At 53.9% G+C, this 17,790-nt stretch carries 17 protein-coding genes; 10 read left to right on the top strand and 7 right to left on the bottom strand.

The genetic code is table 11. The features are described from left to right. The first annotated feature begins 12 nt into the window (after nucleotides 1-12). Entirely contained in the window at nucleotides 13-552 is a 540-nt protein-coding gene (locus tag E0L35_RS17945) for a response regulator transcription factor (protein WP_138801027.1), read from the top strand. Nucleotides 553-613: 61 nt separating this feature from the next. On the opposite strand, the gene E0L35_RS17940 is transcribed toward E0L35_RS17945, so the two are convergent. Both E0L35_RS17940 and hybE read right to left on the bottom strand, forming a co-directional pair. After that, the gene (locus E0L35_RS17940; RefSeq protein WP_022523510.1) at nucleotides 614-1,387 is read right to left on the bottom strand and encodes a 3-hydroxybutyrate dehydrogenase; all 774 of its coding nucleotides are present in this window, start codon (nucleotides 1,385-1,387) and stop codon (nucleotides 614-616) included. 73 nt (nucleotides 1,388-1,460) lie between these two features. Then, nucleotides 1,461-1,886, bottom strand: coding sequence for a [NiFe]-hydrogenase assembly chaperone HybE (gene hybE / locus E0L35_RS17935; RefSeq protein ID WP_022523511.1), 426 nt, complete (start codon nucleotides 1,884-1,886; stop codon nucleotides 1,461-1,463). A 183-nt stretch (nucleotides 1,887-2,069) separates the two neighbouring features. On the opposite strand from hybE, the gene E0L35_RS17930 reads away from it, so the two are divergent. After that, on the top strand, nucleotides 2,070-2,333 hold the full coding sequence (locus E0L35_RS17930; RefSeq protein WP_022523512.1) for a GrxA family glutaredoxin: 264 nt from the start codon (nucleotides 2,070-2,072) through the stop codon (nucleotides 2,331-2,333). A 104-nt stretch (nucleotides 2,334-2,437) separates the two neighbouring features. Continuing rightward, a complete protein-coding gene (locus E0L35_RS17925) occupies nucleotides 2,438-3,205 on the top strand; it encodes a DUF1338 family protein (RefSeq protein ID WP_022523513.1) in 768 nt (255 codons plus the stop codon). A 93-nt stretch (nucleotides 3,206-3,298) separates the two neighbouring features. Here E0L35_RS17925 and E0L35_RS17920 read toward each other — a convergent pair whose 3' ends face one another. Both E0L35_RS17920 and E0L35_RS17915 read right to left on the bottom strand, forming a co-directional pair. Further along, a complete protein-coding gene (locus E0L35_RS17920) occupies nucleotides 3,299-3,964 on the bottom strand; it encodes a CoA transferase subunit B (protein WP_022523514.1) in 666 nt (221 codons plus the stop codon). Nucleotides 3,965-4,027: 63 nt separating this feature from the next. Then, nucleotides 4,028-4,726, bottom strand: coding sequence for a CoA transferase subunit A (locus E0L35_RS17915; RefSeq protein ID WP_009286666.1), 699 nt, complete (start codon nucleotides 4,724-4,726; stop codon nucleotides 4,028-4,030). Between the two features lie 164 nt (nucleotides 4,727-4,890). On the opposite strand from E0L35_RS17915, the gene E0L35_RS17910 reads away from it, so the two are divergent. The 3 genes from E0L35_RS17910 (at nucleotide 4,891) to E0L35_RS17900 (ending at nucleotide 7,689) form a co-directional block, all read left to right on the top strand. Next, the gene (locus tag E0L35_RS17910; RefSeq protein ID WP_022523515.1) at nucleotides 4,891-5,787 is read left to right on the top strand and encodes a LysR family transcriptional regulator; all 897 of its coding nucleotides are present in this window, start codon (nucleotides 4,891-4,893) and stop codon (nucleotides 5,785-5,787) included. Nucleotides 5,788-5,893: 106 nt separating this feature from the next. Then, the gene (locus E0L35_RS17905; RefSeq protein ID WP_022523516.1) at nucleotides 5,894-6,775 is read left to right on the top strand and encodes an acyltransferase; all 882 of its coding nucleotides are present in this window, start codon (nucleotides 5,894-5,896) and stop codon (nucleotides 6,773-6,775) included. A 116-nt stretch (nucleotides 6,776-6,891) separates the two neighbouring features. After that, on the top strand, nucleotides 6,892-7,689 hold the full coding sequence (locus E0L35_RS17900) for a LysM peptidoglycan-binding domain-containing protein (RefSeq protein WP_027959398.1): 798 nt from the start codon (nucleotides 6,892-6,894) through the stop codon (nucleotides 7,687-7,689). Between the two features lie 92 nt (nucleotides 7,690-7,781). Here E0L35_RS17900 and gcvT read toward each other — a convergent pair whose 3' ends face one another. Next, on the bottom strand, nucleotides 7,782-8,894 hold the full coding sequence (gene gcvT / locus E0L35_RS17895) for a glycine cleavage system aminomethyltransferase GcvT (protein ID WP_022523518.1): 1,113 nt from the start codon (nucleotides 8,892-8,894) through the stop codon (nucleotides 7,782-7,784). 123 nt (nucleotides 8,895-9,017) lie between these two features. After that, nucleotides 9,018-10,427 (bottom strand): sodium:alanine symporter family protein, encoded by a 1,410-nt coding sequence (locus E0L35_RS17890; protein WP_022523519.1) that lies wholly within the window; start codon nucleotides 10,425-10,427, stop codon nucleotides 9,018-9,020. 390 nt (nucleotides 10,428-10,817) lie between these two features. Between E0L35_RS17890 and gcvH the strand changes: the two genes are divergently transcribed. Both gcvH and gcvP read left to right on the top strand, forming a co-directional pair. Next, nucleotides 10,818-11,207: a glycine cleavage system protein GcvH gene (gene gcvH, locus E0L35_RS17885; protein ID WP_022523520.1), complete on the top strand. Its 390-nt coding sequence runs from the start codon at nucleotides 10,818-10,820 to the stop codon at nucleotides 11,205-11,207. Nucleotides 11,208-11,310: 103 nt separating this feature from the next. After that, entirely contained in the window at nucleotides 11,311-14,205 is a 2,895-nt protein-coding gene (gcvP, locus tag E0L35_RS17880) for an aminomethyl-transferring glycine dehydrogenase (protein WP_027959395.1), read from the top strand. A 64-nt stretch (nucleotides 14,206-14,269) separates the two neighbouring features. On the opposite strand, the gene E0L35_RS17875 is transcribed toward gcvP, so the two are convergent. Next, a complete protein-coding gene (locus E0L35_RS17875; RefSeq protein ID WP_009286662.1) occupies nucleotides 14,270-15,175 on the bottom strand; it encodes a LysR family transcriptional regulator in 906 nt (301 codons plus the stop codon). A 218-nt stretch (nucleotides 15,176-15,393) separates the two neighbouring features. Between E0L35_RS17875 and ppnN the strand changes: the two genes are divergently transcribed. Then, nucleotides 15,394-16,776 (top strand): nucleotide 5'-monophosphate nucleosidase PpnN, encoded by a 1,383-nt coding sequence (gene ppnN, locus E0L35_RS17870; protein ID WP_022523522.1) that lies wholly within the window; start codon nucleotides 15,394-15,396, stop codon nucleotides 16,774-16,776. A 227-nt stretch (nucleotides 16,777-17,003) separates the two neighbouring features. Beyond that, a complete protein-coding gene (locus E0L35_RS17865; RefSeq protein ID WP_138801058.1) occupies nucleotides 17,004-17,735 on the top strand; it encodes a sulfite exporter TauE/SafE family protein in 732 nt (243 codons plus the stop codon). Nucleotides 17,736-17,790: the final 55 nt, after the last annotated feature.

Genomic DNA, 17,790 nt, shown 5'->3' with positions numbered 1-17,790 from the left:
ATTGAGGACAACATGCAAACGCGAGAGCAACGCCTGATAATCATAGATGACGATGAAATGTTTTGTCATGTGCTGAACCGTGCCCTTACGCGCCGCGGTTACGACGTTATAGTTGCCCACGATGCCGAGCAGGCCCTGACCATGGCCGCGCAGCATTCACCCACCATGGCGACCCTTGATTTAAAACTGGAAAACAGCTCAGGTTTAAAACTGCTTCCGGAGCTGCTTGCCACCGTGCCCCAGTGTCGCATTGTGGTGCTGACCGGCTACTCCAGCATTGCCACCGCAGTGGAGGCGATTAAGCTCGGCGCGGTTAACTACCTGTGTAAGCCGGTGGATGCCGACGATGTATTAACCGCATTCGAGCGCCAAAGCGGTGACCCGGATATTGAGCTTGCAGACAATCCGCCATCAATTAACCGCATCACCTGGGAGCATATTCAGAAAGTGCTGCAGGAGCACGACGGCAATATATCCGCCACCGCACGAGCGCTGGGCATGCACCGCCGCACCCTGCAGCGCAAACTACAAAAACGCCCCGTACGTCGTTAAAGCCTGCAACAAAACACCCCGCCAACCACATCAAGGTCACTGGCGGGGCCAAACTGATTAATTAATGCGCCGTCCAGCCTAAATCGATATTAAAGCTTGAGCCAGTCACAGCACCGGCTGCGTCGGATGCCAGATAAGCGACTAATTGCGCCACCTCTTCAGGTTCGATCAAGCGCTTGATGGCCGCCTGTTTGAGCATGACTTTCTCGATGACCTCCTGCTCATCCATACCGTGCAATTTAGCCTGGTCGGCGATTTGGTTGTCCACTAACGGGGTTTTCACATAGGCAGGACATACCGCATTCGCGGTGATGCCTTGTTCACCGCCCTCTAGCGCCGCCGTTTTGGTCAAACCAATCATGCCGTGTTTGGCACTGATGTACGCCGCCTTCCCTGGTGAAGCCACCTGAGCGTGTATCGAGGCCACGTTAACGATGCGTCCCCAACCCTTTTCACGCATATGCGGCCAAGCCGCCTGTGTTAGTAAGAAAGGCGCCGTTAGCATCAAGTCCATAATCTGACGCCACTTTTCCTCGGGGAAGGTCTCAATCGGGGCAACGTGCTGAATCCCAGCGTTATTGACCAATATATCAACACCGCCAAAGCGCTTGACCGCATCCGCCACCGCCGCACGGCAGGCGTCGGGATCGGTTAGATCCGCCTCAAAGAACGCCGCGCCGGATTTTTCAGCGACCGCCTTACCAGCCGGATTAAAATCGACGGCAAGCACTTGATGACCTAATTCGCAAAAGTGCTTAACCACAGCGGCACCGATCCCGCTGCTAGTACCGGTTACCAGCGCAACTCGCGGTGTTGTAACGGCTTGGGAAGTCATGGGTAATTTCCTTTTTCACTGCGTGGATGGAAGATACTGTTTGTAGAAATCCTGACAGTATAGCTGGCTGCACTTAGGCGTTGAGCCCTTCATCGGGTTGCATTAAACGCGCCATCATTTGCTGCGCCAGCCTCGCGGCCTCCTGCATACTCTCCAGCTCGCTTAAATCTCGCAAAATGGCGCGCTTATAGAGTCCGTAGCCGCCTGGCAAGCGCTCAAGAGATAGTGGGTATGTGCCTGAAGGCAGAGAAAGCGTAAGCGTATCCGCCAGAGTCTCGGTCAGCAGGGAGTGGTCAGGCACTGCAACCAGCCACAGCTCGCAGGGCGTAATCAACGCCCCCACCATGTGCTTAGCGCCATGATGCTGGAAGCATAGCGCATCAACCCCTAAACGCGGGTTCCAGTCACTTTTTCGTTTAATGGATGGCAAGTGCCTATCTCGGTACGCTTTCGACAGATCAGTAAGAAAGGTGTATTCGTCAGCGGTGAGCGTTTGCATAGGCTTGTTGGTTTTCCCAGGTGATAACGGACATTAATGGTTCGTGTAGCGAGCTACTATTGGCGAAACGAGCTCTGCTCAGCCACAATGGGCGCGAATTTATCGCTTAGCCAAACGGCTATTTACCCTTCAGTTACTGTCTACCTGATAACTTACTCAGTTTATCGTAAAGGAGCACCACCTATGTTCGTGGTTATTTTTGGTCGGATGTCATGTCCTTTCTGCGTACGCGCAAAACAGCTGGCCGAGCATTTGGAAAAAGTCGGAAAAATTGAAGGCTATCGCTATGTGGATATGCCCTCTGAAGGCGTCACTAAAGAAGATATCGCCAAAACAGCGGGTAAACCCATTCACACTGTCCCGCAGGTATTTGTCGATCAAACCCATGTAGGCGGCTTTACTGAATTTGATCAGTTTGTCCGCGATCAACAGCTACTTGCCGTTTAACCGCTCGTTAATAGCCGTTGAACCCTTGCTTACCCCGCTTGCCTATACTGAGCAGTTATTTAATGGCTCACGCTAGGTGTGCCACTTTAGGCAAGGAGTTCACCATGCAGCGTCAGGAGTTCGTTCAGCAGCTGTGGCTTGACTATGTACATACCCATCCCGACATCGGCGCCCTTAGACTTTGGCCACTATCAACGGCGGCTGAATATTTAACGCTGGTAACGCTCAATTACGGGCCCTTTGCCGCTGCCGCGCTTACCGGCAATTTAGCTCATATGGGCTATCGCGTCATGGGCCATTACGCCATGGCCGATAAAGGCCTATTAGTGCAACTACTCGCGCCAAGCGACGGCAGTAGTTGGCTGGTGCTGGCAGAACTGCAAATAGGCACATTGTCCAAGGCGCCCCGGGAAGCCATTGAAGGGCTGGTGCAACAATCTCACCCTCAGGATTGCAAGGGGCATAATTTGCTCTGCCGCGGTCGCCCCTGGCCGATGCCTAGCTGGGCGCTTTATCAACAGCTACAGCAAGCTCACCCCTTGGCTGCCTGGATAGCGGTGATGGGCCCTCGATTGCATCACGCTGGCTTTGATTGTGGGCAGTTGGGGGAGCCCTTGAAAACGCTGGATCAACGCCTAAGTGAAGTGGGCATGCCAAGCCTTGAGGGCCAGCAAAACGGTGTCTTCACGGTATCATCACTGCTTGATCACCGCTTCTACCCCACCACACCACAGAAAACAGTCTTCGCCAATGGCGATGAACATCGCCTCTGCCTAGGCGGCCTGGCGTTAGCCCAAAAGCACGTTGAAGATAATCACGAGCATATTGCCGATTTACTGCTACCCCACCATACGCGCTGTGAAATGGCCTGAGACGCTAGCAGTAATGGCGCTAGCGTCTCACTGTGCAGTTTATTTAACCCTCTAACCTTCGGCTGTTTATCATTCGGGCTAATGGGAGCGTACTTACTCGGCATCAAACGTCATTTCGGGAACATGGTCAGGCACAATCAGTTTGCCCGCCGTCTTCTCGACGATTTCCTCAACGCTTACGCCCGGAGCGCGCTCCTTGAGAATAAAGGCACCGTCTTTGATTTCAAGATAAGCTAAATCTGTCAACACGCGGTTAATGCAGCCTGCGCCGGTCAGCGGTAGTTCGCATTTTTCCAATAGCTTGGATTCGCCGTGCTTAGAGGCATGGGTCATAGTGCAAATGATATTGTCGGCACCGGCAACGAGATCCATGGCACCGCCCATGCCTTTGATCAACTTCCCTGGAATCATCCAGGACGCGATATTGCCCTGCTGATCCACCTCGAAAGCCCCCAGCACGGTGAGATCCACGTGGCCACCACGAATCATCGCAAATGATTCTGCGGAAGAAAAAATCGCTGCGCCTGGGCGCGCCGTCACCGTCTCTTTACCCGCATTAATCATATCTGGATCAAGTTCGTCTTCGGTGGGGTAGCGGCCCATCCCCAGCAGACCGTTCTCGGATTGCAGCATGACATCGATGCCATCCGGAATATAGTTGGCAACCAGGGTGGGAATACCAATGCCCAGGTTGACGTAAAAACCATCTTGAAGTTCGCGGGCGACACGCTGAGCCATCTGTTCTCGTGTTAAAGCCATGGTGACTTCCTCTTGTTGAATCGTTAAATGAGAAGCTAGTGTTGCGTTTGAAGGCGCGGCGTATTAGCTGCGCACCGTGCGTTTCTCTATCCGCTTTTCAAACGTGCCTTGAATAATCCGATCCACATAAATTCCTGGGGTATGGATCTGGCTAGGCTCAAGCTCACCCGGTTCAACGATCTCTTCAACTTCCACCACGGTAATTTTCCCCGCCGTGGCGGCCATGGGGTTAAAATTCTGCGCCGTATGGCGATACATTACATTGCCATAGCGATCCGCCTTCCAGCCTTTCACTATGGCAAAATCACCTACAATGGCTTCTTCTAAAATACAGTGTCGGCCATTAAACTCGCGAACCTCTTTCCCCTCACCAATCGGCGTGCCGTAACCGGTAGCGGTGTAAAAGGCGGGAATACCAGCGCCGCCTGCGCGCATTTTTTCCGCCAATGTGCCTTGAGGCGTTAACACCACTTCAATCTCATCGTTGAGCATTTGCTTCTCAAACAGGGCATTCTCACCTACGTAAGAGGCCAGAATCTTACTGATTTGGCGGTCTTCAAGCAGTATTCCCAAGCCAAAACCATCGACACCGCAATTATTGGATACCACGGTAAGGTCAGTGACGCCGCGTCGCTTGATCTCGGCAATCAGGTTTTCGGGAATACCGCAGAGCCCGAAGCCACCGGCGATGACGGTCATACCGCTTTCGATGCCTTCCATAGCCTCTTCGTAGGAAGCTACACGCTTATCGAATCCTGCCATTGTTGTGCCTCACATTGTTGTTGATGATCAGTGTTATCGTAGATGAGTGCTGTCAAAAATTCGCGAACTGAAGCTTACGATAGTGCCAGTGTTGTGCGAGATGATATATTTGTTAAGTTTGTTTTTCTTATCAATTTATTTTTTAAACTTATAAAAGGTGCTTTATGACCGTCAAACAGCTGCGCGCCTTTCTGGCGGTCGCCCAAACCCTCAGCTTTACTCAAGCCTGCGAGCGCCTGCATTTATCCCAACCAGCGCTAAGCCTGGCAATTAAAGGCCTGGAAGAGTCCCTGGGTGGCAAACTGCTGATTCGTAGCACCCGCAGCGTCAGATTAACCCCAGAAGGCGAGTCGCTACTACCGCTAGCCAAACATCTGCTGGCCCAGTGGGACAATACCGAGGAGCGTTTGCGCCAGCGCTTCACCCTCCAGCTGGGGCGCCTTAGCGTGGCGGCGATGCCCGCCTTTGCCGGTAACTTACTCCCTGCGGCGCTGGTTAAATTTCGCCAACAGTACCCCAAAATCAACATAACCGTGCACGATGTCATCAACGAGGAGGTTACCGCCATGGTGCGCTCCCGACAGGTAGAGATGGGGATCGCTTTTTCTCCGGAGGGTACCGGCAGCCTGCTCTTTACGCCGCTGTTTGAAGACCATTTTGTGGCGGTCGTGCCGACTGGCTCTCCGTTAACCCAGAACACCCAGCTCGCCTGGTCGACGCTGCTAAGCTACGATTTCATTACTCTTCAGCGCCCCTCCATGGTACGTCGTTTATTGGAACAGGAGCTGAGCAAACAGGATATGGAGCTCACTGTGGCCTTTGAAAGCCACCAGCTCTCCACCGTGGGGCGGATGGTTGCCGACGGTCTGGGCGTCAGCGCTGTGCCTTCCATGTGCATTCGTCAAATGCATGAACTGGGCGCTCGCTGCATACCGCTGACAGCGCCCGCTATCTCCTGCCGGGTCGGCATTTTGACTCACCAAGAGCTCTCCGTAGCCACCCATGCACTGCGCACCGTTCTCTTGAACACCGTCCAAGCCCCTTCACTGCCGCTCGCCTAAAACATCATCAAGCTAATGAATTGCTGTAGGTTTCTGCTGGGCAGCGTGGCTAGGATCATTTAGCATTCAGTATTACGTTATTGGTCTGACGGTAAGGAAACGTGGTATGCCTATTTTAAAGGGGCTGATTAGCGCTCTGCTGCTAACGCTCAACACGCTGTTCTGGGGCGTACCTCTCATTCTGCTGACGCTACTTAAAGTCATTGCCCCAGGGCAGCGGCTTAAACAGTTAGTGTTGCAGGGGCTGAATGGCGTTGCGCTTAACTGGATAGGCGTTAATCTTTGGTGGATGCGGCACTGGCTCAAACCCGTGCTACACGCCAGCGTACCTGATAATTTGAGCCCACAGCAGTGGTGGCTGGTGATATCCAACCACCGCAGTTGGACGGATATCTTTATGCTGTTGATGGCGTTGCATCGGCGTATCCCCATGCCACGTTTTTTCTTAAAACGTCAATTAATCTGGATCCCCATCGTAGGGTTGGCTTTTTGGGCACTAGAATTTCCTTTTATGCGCCGCTTTAGCCGCGAACAAGTCGCTAAAAACCCTAAACTGGCCACCATTGATCGAGCAGCTACCGAACGGATGTGTCAGCAGGCAAGGCACTCGCCCATTGCGATTTTTAATTTTGTCGAGGGCACCCGCTTTTCGGTTACCAAACGCGATGCCCAGCAGAGCCCCTACCGCCACTTATTACGCCCTAAAGCGGGCGGCATTGCCCAAGTACTTAGTCTGCTAGGCAACCAATTGGATGGTATCCTGGATGTGACGATCAGCTACGCTAACCCCTCGCCGACGTTTTGGGGCTTTTTATGCGGCAGGGAAGCGCCCATAACATTACAGGCACGGCAACTCAGCATTCCTGAGTGGATGTACGCATCAGAAAACCACGAAGAAAAGCAGCATAAGGAACGCTTCCACACATGGATCAATGCACTCTGGTTGGAAAAAGATGGCATGCTGGACAGCCGAACCGATCACGCCTAGCCGGCTGGCTCACTGTTTGGCTGTTAGCGGGACTACTGACCGGCTGTTCCAGCGCTCCTCCATCGTCATCCCAGCGAGCAGCCGCTCCTAGCGCCAGCCAGATCAGTGGCAACTGGGTGCAAGTACAGCGTGGCGACACGCTGGGTAAGCTGGCGGCCCGGGCTAACGTGCCACTGGAACGCTTGGAGCGCTTTAACCCAGGTGCCGATACGCGGCGCCTGGAAATTGGGCAACGTCTATTAATTCCTACCCAGCAGGAGCGGGCACCTTCAGGTGGCCCCTACCGCTATCAAATCCGTCCTGGTGATACGTTCTCGAGCATCGCCCGACATTTTGGCACTACCAGTGGCCGCATTCAGAGTGCCAACCCTAGTGCCTCTCCCACTAATTTGAGAATTGGCCAAATAGTCAGCCTCCCCCTTAGCGGTTCAGCGGCGCGAAGTTCATCTAGAAGCTCAGCAAACAGTAGCAGCTCTTCAAGCGCTAACAAGCCTGCCGCTGCACCTACCAGCAGCGCTCCCAGTCAGGCGCTACCCTCATCAGCCAGGCGCTGGCCCTGGCCGCTGGAGGATTATCGAGTGGTTCGCCGCTTCGGGCCAGACAGCCGAGGCACCCTGCAGCCCATGCTGCTGGCTACTCAAGCTGGCGCTCAGGCTAAAGCCGTCGCCCCTGGCGAAGTACGCTTTGCCGACGGTATGCGTCAGTTGGGTGAAGTGGTGATTGTGCACCATGCCAATAACCTCCAAACCGTATACGCCCTTTGCGAGCGCATTTTGGTCGAGGTAGGCAAACAGGTTAGCGCGGGAGACCCACTTTGTGAGGTAGGTCAAAGCAGTGCCACCCAACGCTATGATCTACTCTTTGATCTGCGCCAAGGCGGCAAACCCATCGATCCCAAGCAGGTTCTGCGCTAAAACACTCGCTTGAAACCATCCCTCGTAATACTGTCCTTTATAAAGCAACGGCCCCTAGCTTAAGCAGGGGCCGCGGGTAGATGGACACGCTTCTAGCCGCGATAGTAGCCCGGCTTTACAAACGGCGTGGGAGTTACCACCATAGGTAACTGTTTACCGCGTACCACCGCGAATACAGTGCTTTGCGGTGCTTCCTGCTCGCGAGTGACATAACCCATCGCCACAGGCTTACCGACGCTGGGACCAAAGCTGCCGGAGGTAACGATTCCAATCTCATTGCCTGCCTCATCCACAAGCGGCGCACCCTCACGCACCGGCGCGCGACCTTCAGCTAACAGCCCAACACGCTTGCGGGTGTGATCTTTGGCATCGACCTGATGAAGAATCACATCGGCGCCTGGAAAACCTCCCGGCCGATCACCGCCACGACGACGGGGCTTGCCAATCGCCCAAATTAGACCTGCTTCTATCGGGGTGGTTTGCTCATCCATATCGTGGCCATACAGGCATAAACCCGCTTCCAAACGCAGCGAGTCCCGCGCTCCCAGGCCAATCGCTTCGACTTCAGGCTCAGCTAGCAGTTGCTCAGCGAAGGCTTCGCAAGCATCGGCGGCGACGGAAATTTCAAAACCATCTTCACCGGTATAGCCGCTGCGGCTCACCCAAACCTCCTGCCCAGCAATAGTGAAGCGGCCATGCTGCATAAACACAAGCTCACAGGCTTCAGGGCAAAGCCGCTGCATGACATCCCGCGCCTGAGGCCCTTGGAGCGCTAGTAAGCCACGATCCAAAGGTTCAATTGTATGGGTTGACGCCAAATTGAGGCGCAGGTGAGTCAAGTCCTGATCTTTACAGGCGGCATTCACTACCAGATAGAAGTGATCACCCGCATTGACCACCATCAGGTCGTCAATAATGCCGCCTTCTGTGTTGGTGAACAGCCCGTAACGTTGGGCACCTTTCTCAAGGCTCATCAAATCGGCAGGAATCAAGGTTTCCAGGGCTTCGGCCACGCCGTCACCGGAAACGCTGATTTGCCCCATATGGGAGACATCGAACAGCCCGCACTTTTGACGGGTGTGTTCATGTTCTTTTTTGACCCCCAGCGGATACTGCACCGGCATATCGTAGCCAGCAAAAGGTACCATCTTGGCGCCTAGCTTGAGGTGCAGCGCATGCAGTGGCGTTTGCTTTAATTCAGACATAGGGGCTTTCCTCACTTAAAAGTGTTCGCTCAAAAAAGAGAACGGGAAGCCACTGATTAAGTGCCTTCCCGACTCTCCTGTTATTCACGTTCACCTACAGCGCCGATGAACGCGCTGCGGGTATTATTGGTCGTGATCCAGTGCTTCACCCGGCAATACGTCTTTGCCGTCGAAATAGTCCTTGGTTAGCTTAAAGACTACCGGCGAAAGCAGTGCCAAGGCAATCAGGTTCGGGATCGCCATCATGGCGTTGAAGGTATCCGCCATGAGCCAGATAAAGCCCAGTTGAGCGATGGCGCCCAGCGGGATGGCCAGTACGAACAGCACCCGATAGATCATAATAGAGCGAGTGCCAAACAGGAACTGGCAGCACTTCTCACCGTAAAATGACCAGCCTAGGATGGTGGTAAAGGCAAAAATCGCCAACGCAATGGCGACAATCTGATTGCCAAAGCCAGGCAGTGCAGCGTCAAACGAAAGCGCGGTCAGCGACGCCCCCGCTTCACCCTCTTGCCAAACCGTTGAGGTCAAAATCACCAACGCGGTAATCGTGCACACAAGAATGGTATCGATAAAAGTGCCCAACATCGCGATTAAGCCTTGGCGCACTGGATTTTTGGTTTTGGCCGCCGCGTGCGCGATCGGCGCACTACCCAAACCCGCTTCGTTGGAAAAGATCCCGCGTGCCACACCAAAACGAATCGCCGCCATGACGGCGGCGCCCGCGAAACCACCTGCGGCCGCCATGGGGTTGAAGGCATAGTAGAAGATCAAACCAAAAGCTTCACCGATCTGCCCGGCATTGACGATCAATACCAACAAGCCAGCCACTACGTAGGCAATGCCCATAATCGGCACCAACTTGCCCGCCACTTTAGCAATACGCTTGATACCGCCCAGAATCACCGCGCCAGCCAGCACCATAATGACCACCCCCGTGAGCCAGTGCGGCACGCCGAAGGTGGCGTCCATGGCGTCAGCAACGGAGTTGGACTGAACGGTATTGCCAATCCCGAAGGCTGCGACAGCGCCAAAAAATGAGAACAGGCCGCCCAACCATAGCCACTTTTTACCCAGGCCATTCTTGATGTAAAACATCGGCCCGCCCACGTGGTAGCCAGTGCTATCGGTTTCACGATAGCGCACGGCCAGCACCGCTTCAGCAAATTTAGTGGCCATACCCACCAGTGCGGTAATCCACATCCAAAACACAGCGCCAGGGCCACCTAACGCAATGGCTGTGGCGACACCGGCAATATTACCGGTACCGATGGTCGCAGAGAGTGCGGTCATCAAGGCATTAAAAGGAGATATTTCCCCTTCGTCTCCCTCTTTGGCAGCTGCCGCTTTACCCACCCCAGGTTTCGCATCACGCCCCGCCCACATTAGCTTGAAGCCCATGCCGAGCTTTCTAATCGGCATTAGTTTCAAGCCAAGCTGCAGGTAGATCCCCACACCGAGTAGCAGAATCAACATGACGGGCCCCCAGACCACGCCGTTGATCGCCCCTAAGAGGCTAGTTAATGCTTCCATGTTCATCTCCTCGCTTTGTTGGTATGCAATATTGGTGTGTATTATTGGCTTGTTGCGATTACGGGCTAGTCCTAACGACGCTATTGTTGGTTAGCGCACGATTTGAATGTTTTACACCATAAACTTAGCTAGCATCTAGGGTGATGTCGCTTGTGCATAGAGGATACCGCTTTTTTCATAACCCGATCTTCTGCACAAACCCGGCGAAAAGTAGCTGAACCGATAACGCTACCAAGCAAGCTTTGAAGCAACGAAGAAATTTGTTTCCGATTGGAAACACGTTAACATGCTTGCTTATTCGCTCGATCTACCCCAGTCACTAGTCGCCAAGGCGAACGACAACCGCTAGTATGCTCGGGCCCAGAAAACTGTTTCATATAGGAAAACACCATGAGCAATCTTCCTACCAATCTTCGTTACGCAGAAAGCCACGAGTGGGTGCTGGATAATAAGGACGGCACCGTGACCGTGGGTATAACTGATCACGCCCAGCAGGCGCTCGGCGATGTCGTGTTTGTTGAACTGCCTGAAGTGGGAACAGCGCTGAACAAAGGGCAAGAGTTTGGCGTTATCGAATCGGTAAAAGCTGCTTCTGATCTCTACTCACCGGTTGTTGGCGAAGTCATTGAGGTCAATGACGCTCTTGAAGACGCCCCAGAAACAGTCAATGAAGCGCCTTACGAAGGCGGCTGGATTATGAAAGTGCGTTTAGACAGCGACTCACTTGATGGCCTGCTCGACGCAGATGCCTATCAAGCAACGCTAAGCGCCGACGACTAAAGGCGGTAGCTGAATCATATATTAGGGCCTGCCTTTATCCTTTATGGCAGGCTCTTCGCTTAACGCCCTGCACGGTTCTCTCTTAACGTCCGGAATCTTCTTCATGTCTCTTGAAACACGCCGTCTGGCCGAGCTGGCCGATCACGATGCTTTTATCAAACGTCATAATGGTCCAAGTCAAGATGACGTGGCCACCATGTTAAAAGCGCTCAACATGCAGCACATGGAAGATCTGATTGAACAGACCGTGCCGAGCGATATCCGTCTTGGCCGTGAGCTAGCGCTTGATGAACCGCGCAGCGAATCAGAGGCGCTAGAGTACCTAGCGCAGCTCGCGCGGCAGAACCGCGTGGCTAAGAGCTATATTGGCCAGGGCTATTACGGCACCCATATGCCCGCGGTGATTCAGCGCAACGTATTGGAAAACCCAGGCTGGTACACGGCCTACACCCCCTACCAGCCGGAGATTTCTCAAGGACGCCTGGAAGGCTTGCTTAACTTCCAGCAGGTGGTCATGGATTTAACCGGCATGGAGCTGGCTAATGCGTCGCTGCTCGACGAAGCCACCGCTGCCGCCGAAGCCATGGCGCTGTGTAAGCGTGGTAATAAGAAAAGCAAATCCAACGCTTTTTTCGTCGCCGACGATGTTTTCCCGCAAACGCTGGATGTCGTTAAAACCCGTGCCGAGTTCTTTGGCTTTGAGCTGATCACCGGCCCTGCAGAAGAATTGGCCAGCCACGATGTATTTGGAGCCCTGGTTCAGTACCCCTCTGCCAGTGGTGAAGTGCGCGATCTGGCACCGCTATTAAGCGCCGCGGCTGAGCGCAATATAATGACCTGCGTGGCCAGCGATCTTTTGAGTCTGGTGCTGCTTAAAGAACCCGGCCAGCTGGGCGCGGATATTGTGGTGGGCAACTCCCAACGCTTTGGCGTACCCATGGGCTTTGGTGGCCCTCACGCGGCGTTCTTTGCTACATCCGACAAGCTCAAGCGCTCGATTCCTGGGCGTATCATCGGCGTATCAAAAGATAGCCGTGGTAACACCGCCCTGCGCATGGCAATGCAGACCCGCGAGCAGCATATCCGCCGCGAGAAAGCGACGTCCAATATCTGTACCGCCCAGGCGCTTCTGGCCAACATCGCAGGCTTTTATGCCACCTATCACGGTGCAGAAGGGTTGCGCAAAATTGCCGGCCGCGTTCATCGCCTAGCCACCCTGCTTGCCGAAGGCCTTAAGCAGGCAGGCGTATCGCTCGCTCATGACAGCTGGTTTGATACGCTACGTCTGACAGGTGTTGATGCAGGTAAGATCCATGGCCGAGCCATGACCCATGATATTAATCTGCACTACTTCGGCAATGGCGATGTCGGTATTAGCCTGGATGAAACCACCACCGCCCACGATGTAGCCACATTGTTTGATGTGCTGCTGGGCGATGAGCACGGCCTTGCCGTTGCAGTATTGGACGAGCAAGTGGTAGCTAGCGGCGCTTCCGGCATTCCCACGGCATGCCAGCGCGAAAGCGACTTCTTGAGCCATCCCACATTTAACCGCTACCGCAGCGAGACCGAAATGCTGCGCTACTTGAAGCGTCTTGAGAACAAGGATCTGTCGCTTGCCCATGCAATGATCCCGCTCGGCTCCTGCACCATGAAGCTCAACGCCACCAGCGAAATGATCCCCGTCTCCTGGCCCTCGTTTGCGCACCTTCACCCCTTTGCACCTCGCGACCAGGTGGCTGGCTATCATCAAATGATCGACGAGCTCTCGGCCTTCCTGGTCGAAGTCACCGGTTACGATCACCTCTCGATGCAGCCTAACTCCGGCGCTCAGGGTGAATATGCTGGCCTTGTGGCAATTCGTCGTTACCAAGCGGCCCAAGGCGAAGGTCATCGCGATGTCTGCTTGATTCCAAGCTCTGCCCACGGCACCAACCCTGCCTCGGCAGCCATGGTGCAAATGAAGGTGGTGGTGGTCGAGTGCGATCAAAACGGCAATATCGACATAGCGGATTTACGCGCTAAAGCTGAACAGCATAGCGATAAGCTCTCCGCCATTATGCTGACCTACCCATCCACACACGGGGTGTTTGAAACCAGCGTACGCGAAGCGTGCAAGATCGTTCACGACAACGGTGGTCAGGTGTATATCGATGGCGCCAATATGAACGCCCAGGTAGGGTTAACCCGTCCTGGCGATTTTGGCGGCGATGTGTCTCACCTTAACCTGCACAAAACGTTCTGTATTCCCCACGGTGGCGGCGGCCCGGGCATGGGCCCTATCGGCGTGAAAGCCCACTTGGTGCCCTACGTTTCAAACCATGTGGTAACACCTATCAACGGCGTCAACACTGATAGCGGTGCAGTCTCCGCGGCTGCCTTCGGCAGTGCTTCCATTCTGCCCATTTCCTGGGCCTACATTAAGATGATGGGTGCCCGCGGGCTGCGGGAAGCTACCGAGCTTGCCATCCTAAACGCCAATTACATTGCCAAACGATTGGAAGCGGCATTCCCGATTCTATACCGCGGTCAGAACGGTACCGTTGCCCACGAATGCATAATCGATATTCGTCCGCTCAAAGCGGCCTCTGGGATTAGCGAGGAGGATATCGCCAAGCGTTTGATGGATTACGGTTTTCACGCACCAACCATGTCGTTCCCAGTGCCGGGCACGCTGATGATCGAGCCGACTGAGTCTGAGTCGCTGTATGAAATCGACCGTTTCTGCGATGCGATGATTGCCATTCGTGACGAGATCGCCCGAGTGGAGAGCGGCGAATGGCCGTTGGATAATAATCCGCTGGTCAATGCGCCACATACCCAGGCGGATCTAATGGATAGCGACTGGCAGCGGCCTTATGACCGCCAGTTGGCCGCCTTCCCGACCGCGGCTGTTCAAGCCGCTAAATACTGGCCCGCCGTTAACCGCGTCGATAACGTTTTCGGTGACCGTCAGTTAATCTGCTCCTGCCCTAGCATCGACGAATATCGCAACTAGCGGCAAAGCTGGCAAGATGTGAAGCGATAGCGCTCTAAGTAACGAAAACGCCCTTGGTGCCTAATCAATTAGACGGCATCAAGGGCGTTTTTTCTTGCAGACGCTGAGCGTGAAAACCGTCTAACAGCTTCGCGTAGCGCTTAGGCAGCACCGAGTCGCGGCGGCGCAGCAAATAGAGCACTTCATTGACCGCATTGGGCAGGTTCAACGCTTTTACCTGGCGCTGCCAAGGCGAAGTTTCCAATACCAATCGCGATACCACGCTAAAGCCCAATCCCCTGGCCACTGCATCCAGCACCATGCTGACTTCATTGGTAAAACCTTGATGGCGGAAATGGGTCATTGAGCGAAACTCGTCGGGGTAATTGGCTCGCAGCAGTGCATTGGCATGGTTAATGCCGTCGTAATAATTGAGAAAGCCGATGCCCATTAAATCTGATAACGTGCTGCCCGCAAAATCTGCAGGCACCACCAAGCAGAGCGGTTCTTCATGCCAAATGCTGCAGCTAAGCTCAGGGTGCCGCATTGCCTCGGTGACTATCCCGATGTCATAACGCCCTTCAAGCAGGTCATTGACGATTTCGTGGTTGAACGCAAAGCTATAGTTGACCGTTAAATTGGGGTGCATTTGCTGCTGCCCCAATATATACGGATAGAACATCAGGCCAACGCTACCCGGCGAGGCAATGCGGCAGTCACCGCTATCCAAAGAGTCATCGTCTAGCCCGTGACGGAACTGTTCATGCTCAGCAAATAACTTTAAAGCGTAATCGTAAGCACGCCGCCCCGATTCGGTTAATGTAAAGCTACGCCCCTTGCGCTCTAGCAGCTCTTTATTTAAATAGTCTTCTAACTTGCGTACATGCTGGCTTACGCCCGGCTGGGTCATTTCTAAACGTTGCGCCGTACGGGTAAAACTGCCTGTTTCAACAAGCGTAATAAAGGTACGAAAATAGTGGGCATTGAACATAGTGAAGCGCCATGGTCTTTGATAACGGTCTTTAGCAGCTCTCTTTGAGAACCCGCTTTAGGCAACAGTTTAGTAACTAACAAAAAACGCTATTGCCGCCGCCCTATAAAATAGACCTCATAATAGCACACCCCGGCGAGCCAGCCGCTGCGCTGTACCCACCGCTTGGGCGTGGTAATATGCCAAGAGACATCAAACGATTAGGGACAGCCCCGCTAATGACCGAAAACGTTCAACCTCGCGCCACTCTTTCCAGCATCATTTCCCCCGAGGGGAGCCTCGAAGTACTCTCTCAGCATGAAGTTAATCGACTGCATAAAACTTCTCAAAGCGGTCTGCACGACCTTCTTCGGCGCTGTGCGTTGGCAGTACTCAATTGCGGTAATCCCAGCGACGATAGCCTGGCGATTTTAGAAGCCTATAAAGATTTCGATATTGAAGTGCTGCAGCAAGACCGCGGCATTCGCCTAAAGCTCACTAACGCCCCCGCCGAAGCCTTTGTAGATGGCCGCATGATTCGCGGTATCCGCGAGCATCTATCCTCGATCATTCGCGACATCGTTTACGTCTACAATGAGATTCAGCACCACAATCGTTTTGACCTGAGTACGGGAGAAGGCACCACCAATGCGGTCTTCCATATTCTGCGCAAAGCGGGCACGCTCAAACCCGGCCGCGACCCTAGCCTGGTGGTGTGCTGGGGCGGTCACTCTATCTCCCGGGAAGAGTACGAATATACCAAAGATGTGGGCTATCACTTGGGTCTGCGCGATTTAGATATTTGTACCGGCTGTGGCCCTGGCGCAATGAAAGGCCCCATGAAAGGCGCGAACGTTGCCCATGCCAAGCAGCGGCGTAAAGAAGGCCGCTATTTGGGTGTTTCAGAGCCCGGCATTATCGCTGCCGAAGCGCCTAACCCCATCGTCAATGAACTGGTTGTCATGCCAGACATTGAAAAACGCTTGGAAGCCTTTGTGCGCCTGGGCCATGGCATTATTGTGTTTCCTGGCGGGGTGGGCACCGCAGAAGAGATTCTCTATCTGCTGGGCATTCTGCTGCACCCCAGCAACCAGGATATTCCTTTTCCGTTAATTTTCACTGGCCCTGCTGATTCTGCGGCCTACTTTCAGAAAATTGATGAATTTCTGGTCTATACCCTCGGTGAGGATATCCGCCGTTACTACACCATCATTACCGGCGATCCGGTCTCGGTTGCACGCACCATGCGCCACGGCATCGATGAGATCGCTGAATTCCGGCGCACCCATCAGGATGCTTTCTACTACAACTGGCGATTGACCATTGCGCGCGACTTCCAGGCAACCTTTGAACCGACACACGACGCCATGCGTGGCTTAGCGCTGCACCGCCAGCAGCCTACCCATGAGCTTGCTGCTAATCTGCGCCGCGCTTTCTCGGGGATCGTCGCAGGCAACGTCAAAGAGGCTGGCATTCGAGCCATTGAAGCTCATGGCCCCTTTGTACTGACCGCAGAGCCCGAACTAATGCAACGCCTTGACGAGCTACTCACCTCGTTTGTAGCCCAAGGGCGCATGAAACTCGACGGCCAGCACTATGTGCCCTGCTATGTGCTGAAATAACAGCGTTTAGGCTCTGCCTGAAAACTGGCTGCGCTCGACCATACGGCGTTAAAAATCGGCTCAAAGTACTCATTTACACAACGTAAACTCCGTCTTTTCGCCGATTTTTGCCTTGTCTGGCCTTCGCTCGCCGACTTTTCAGACTAAACCTAATCCTGAAGGAAATCAATACGCACAGCTGCCGGTTGCGTGGCGGCTGTGCGCTAAAAAGGGCCGGTAACCTTATGCTGTTAATTGCGTTTATAGCGCTACTCGTTGCAGGTATCGTCAAAGGCGCCATCGGTTCAGGTGTCCCGGTTATTGTCGTACCCATTCTCACCATGCTGTACGACGTTCAACTCGCTATCGCTCTATTAGTCGCGCCTAACCTATTTAGTAATGCTTTACAGGTATGGCAATATCGACGCCACCTACTACCCTTGCGCTTCTTGGCAGCTTTCTCCATTGCTGGCGGGCTAGGCATCGTTCTGGGCACTTGGGGATTAGTCGTTTTATCTCCCGAAATACTGTCACTGGGTGTGGCGGGTGTGATCGTGCTTTACCTGATCATCAAAGTGATGAAACGACGCATCGCCCTGCCTTTTAATATCGCTGCGCGACTAGTGATCCCTATTGGCCTACTCGCTGGCGTGCTTCAAGGCGCTGCAGGCATGTCGGCGCCAGCCTCGGTTACGTTTCTCAATGCGATGCAGTTGAAACGAAGCGTATTTATTGGCTCCATCTCGGTCTTCTTCGTCGCTATTACCAGTGTTCAAATACCGGCGCTTTTAAACGCGGGCATTTTAACTCTGGAACGCTTTCTGTTTAGTATCCTTGCCCTTGTGGTGATACTCGCCGCCATGCCGCTAGGCGCCCGACTGGGCAAACGGCTGCCCCACCGCTGGTTTGATAATTTGGTTATGCTGCTGCTGGCAAGTATCGCCGGTAAGATTTTTATCGATACGCTGATGGCTGGCTAGCTTTACGAAAAGCGCACCCTGCTCTTTTTTCACGTCAGCTAAACGGAACTGGGGA

This window comes from Halomonas sp. ATBC28 (genome assembly GCF_005937175.1).
GTDB classification, from domain to species: domain Bacteria; phylum Pseudomonadota; class Gammaproteobacteria; order Pseudomonadales; family Halomonadaceae; genus Vreelandella; species Vreelandella titanicae.
This window is presented reverse-complemented; position numbering and strand designations above follow the sequence as displayed.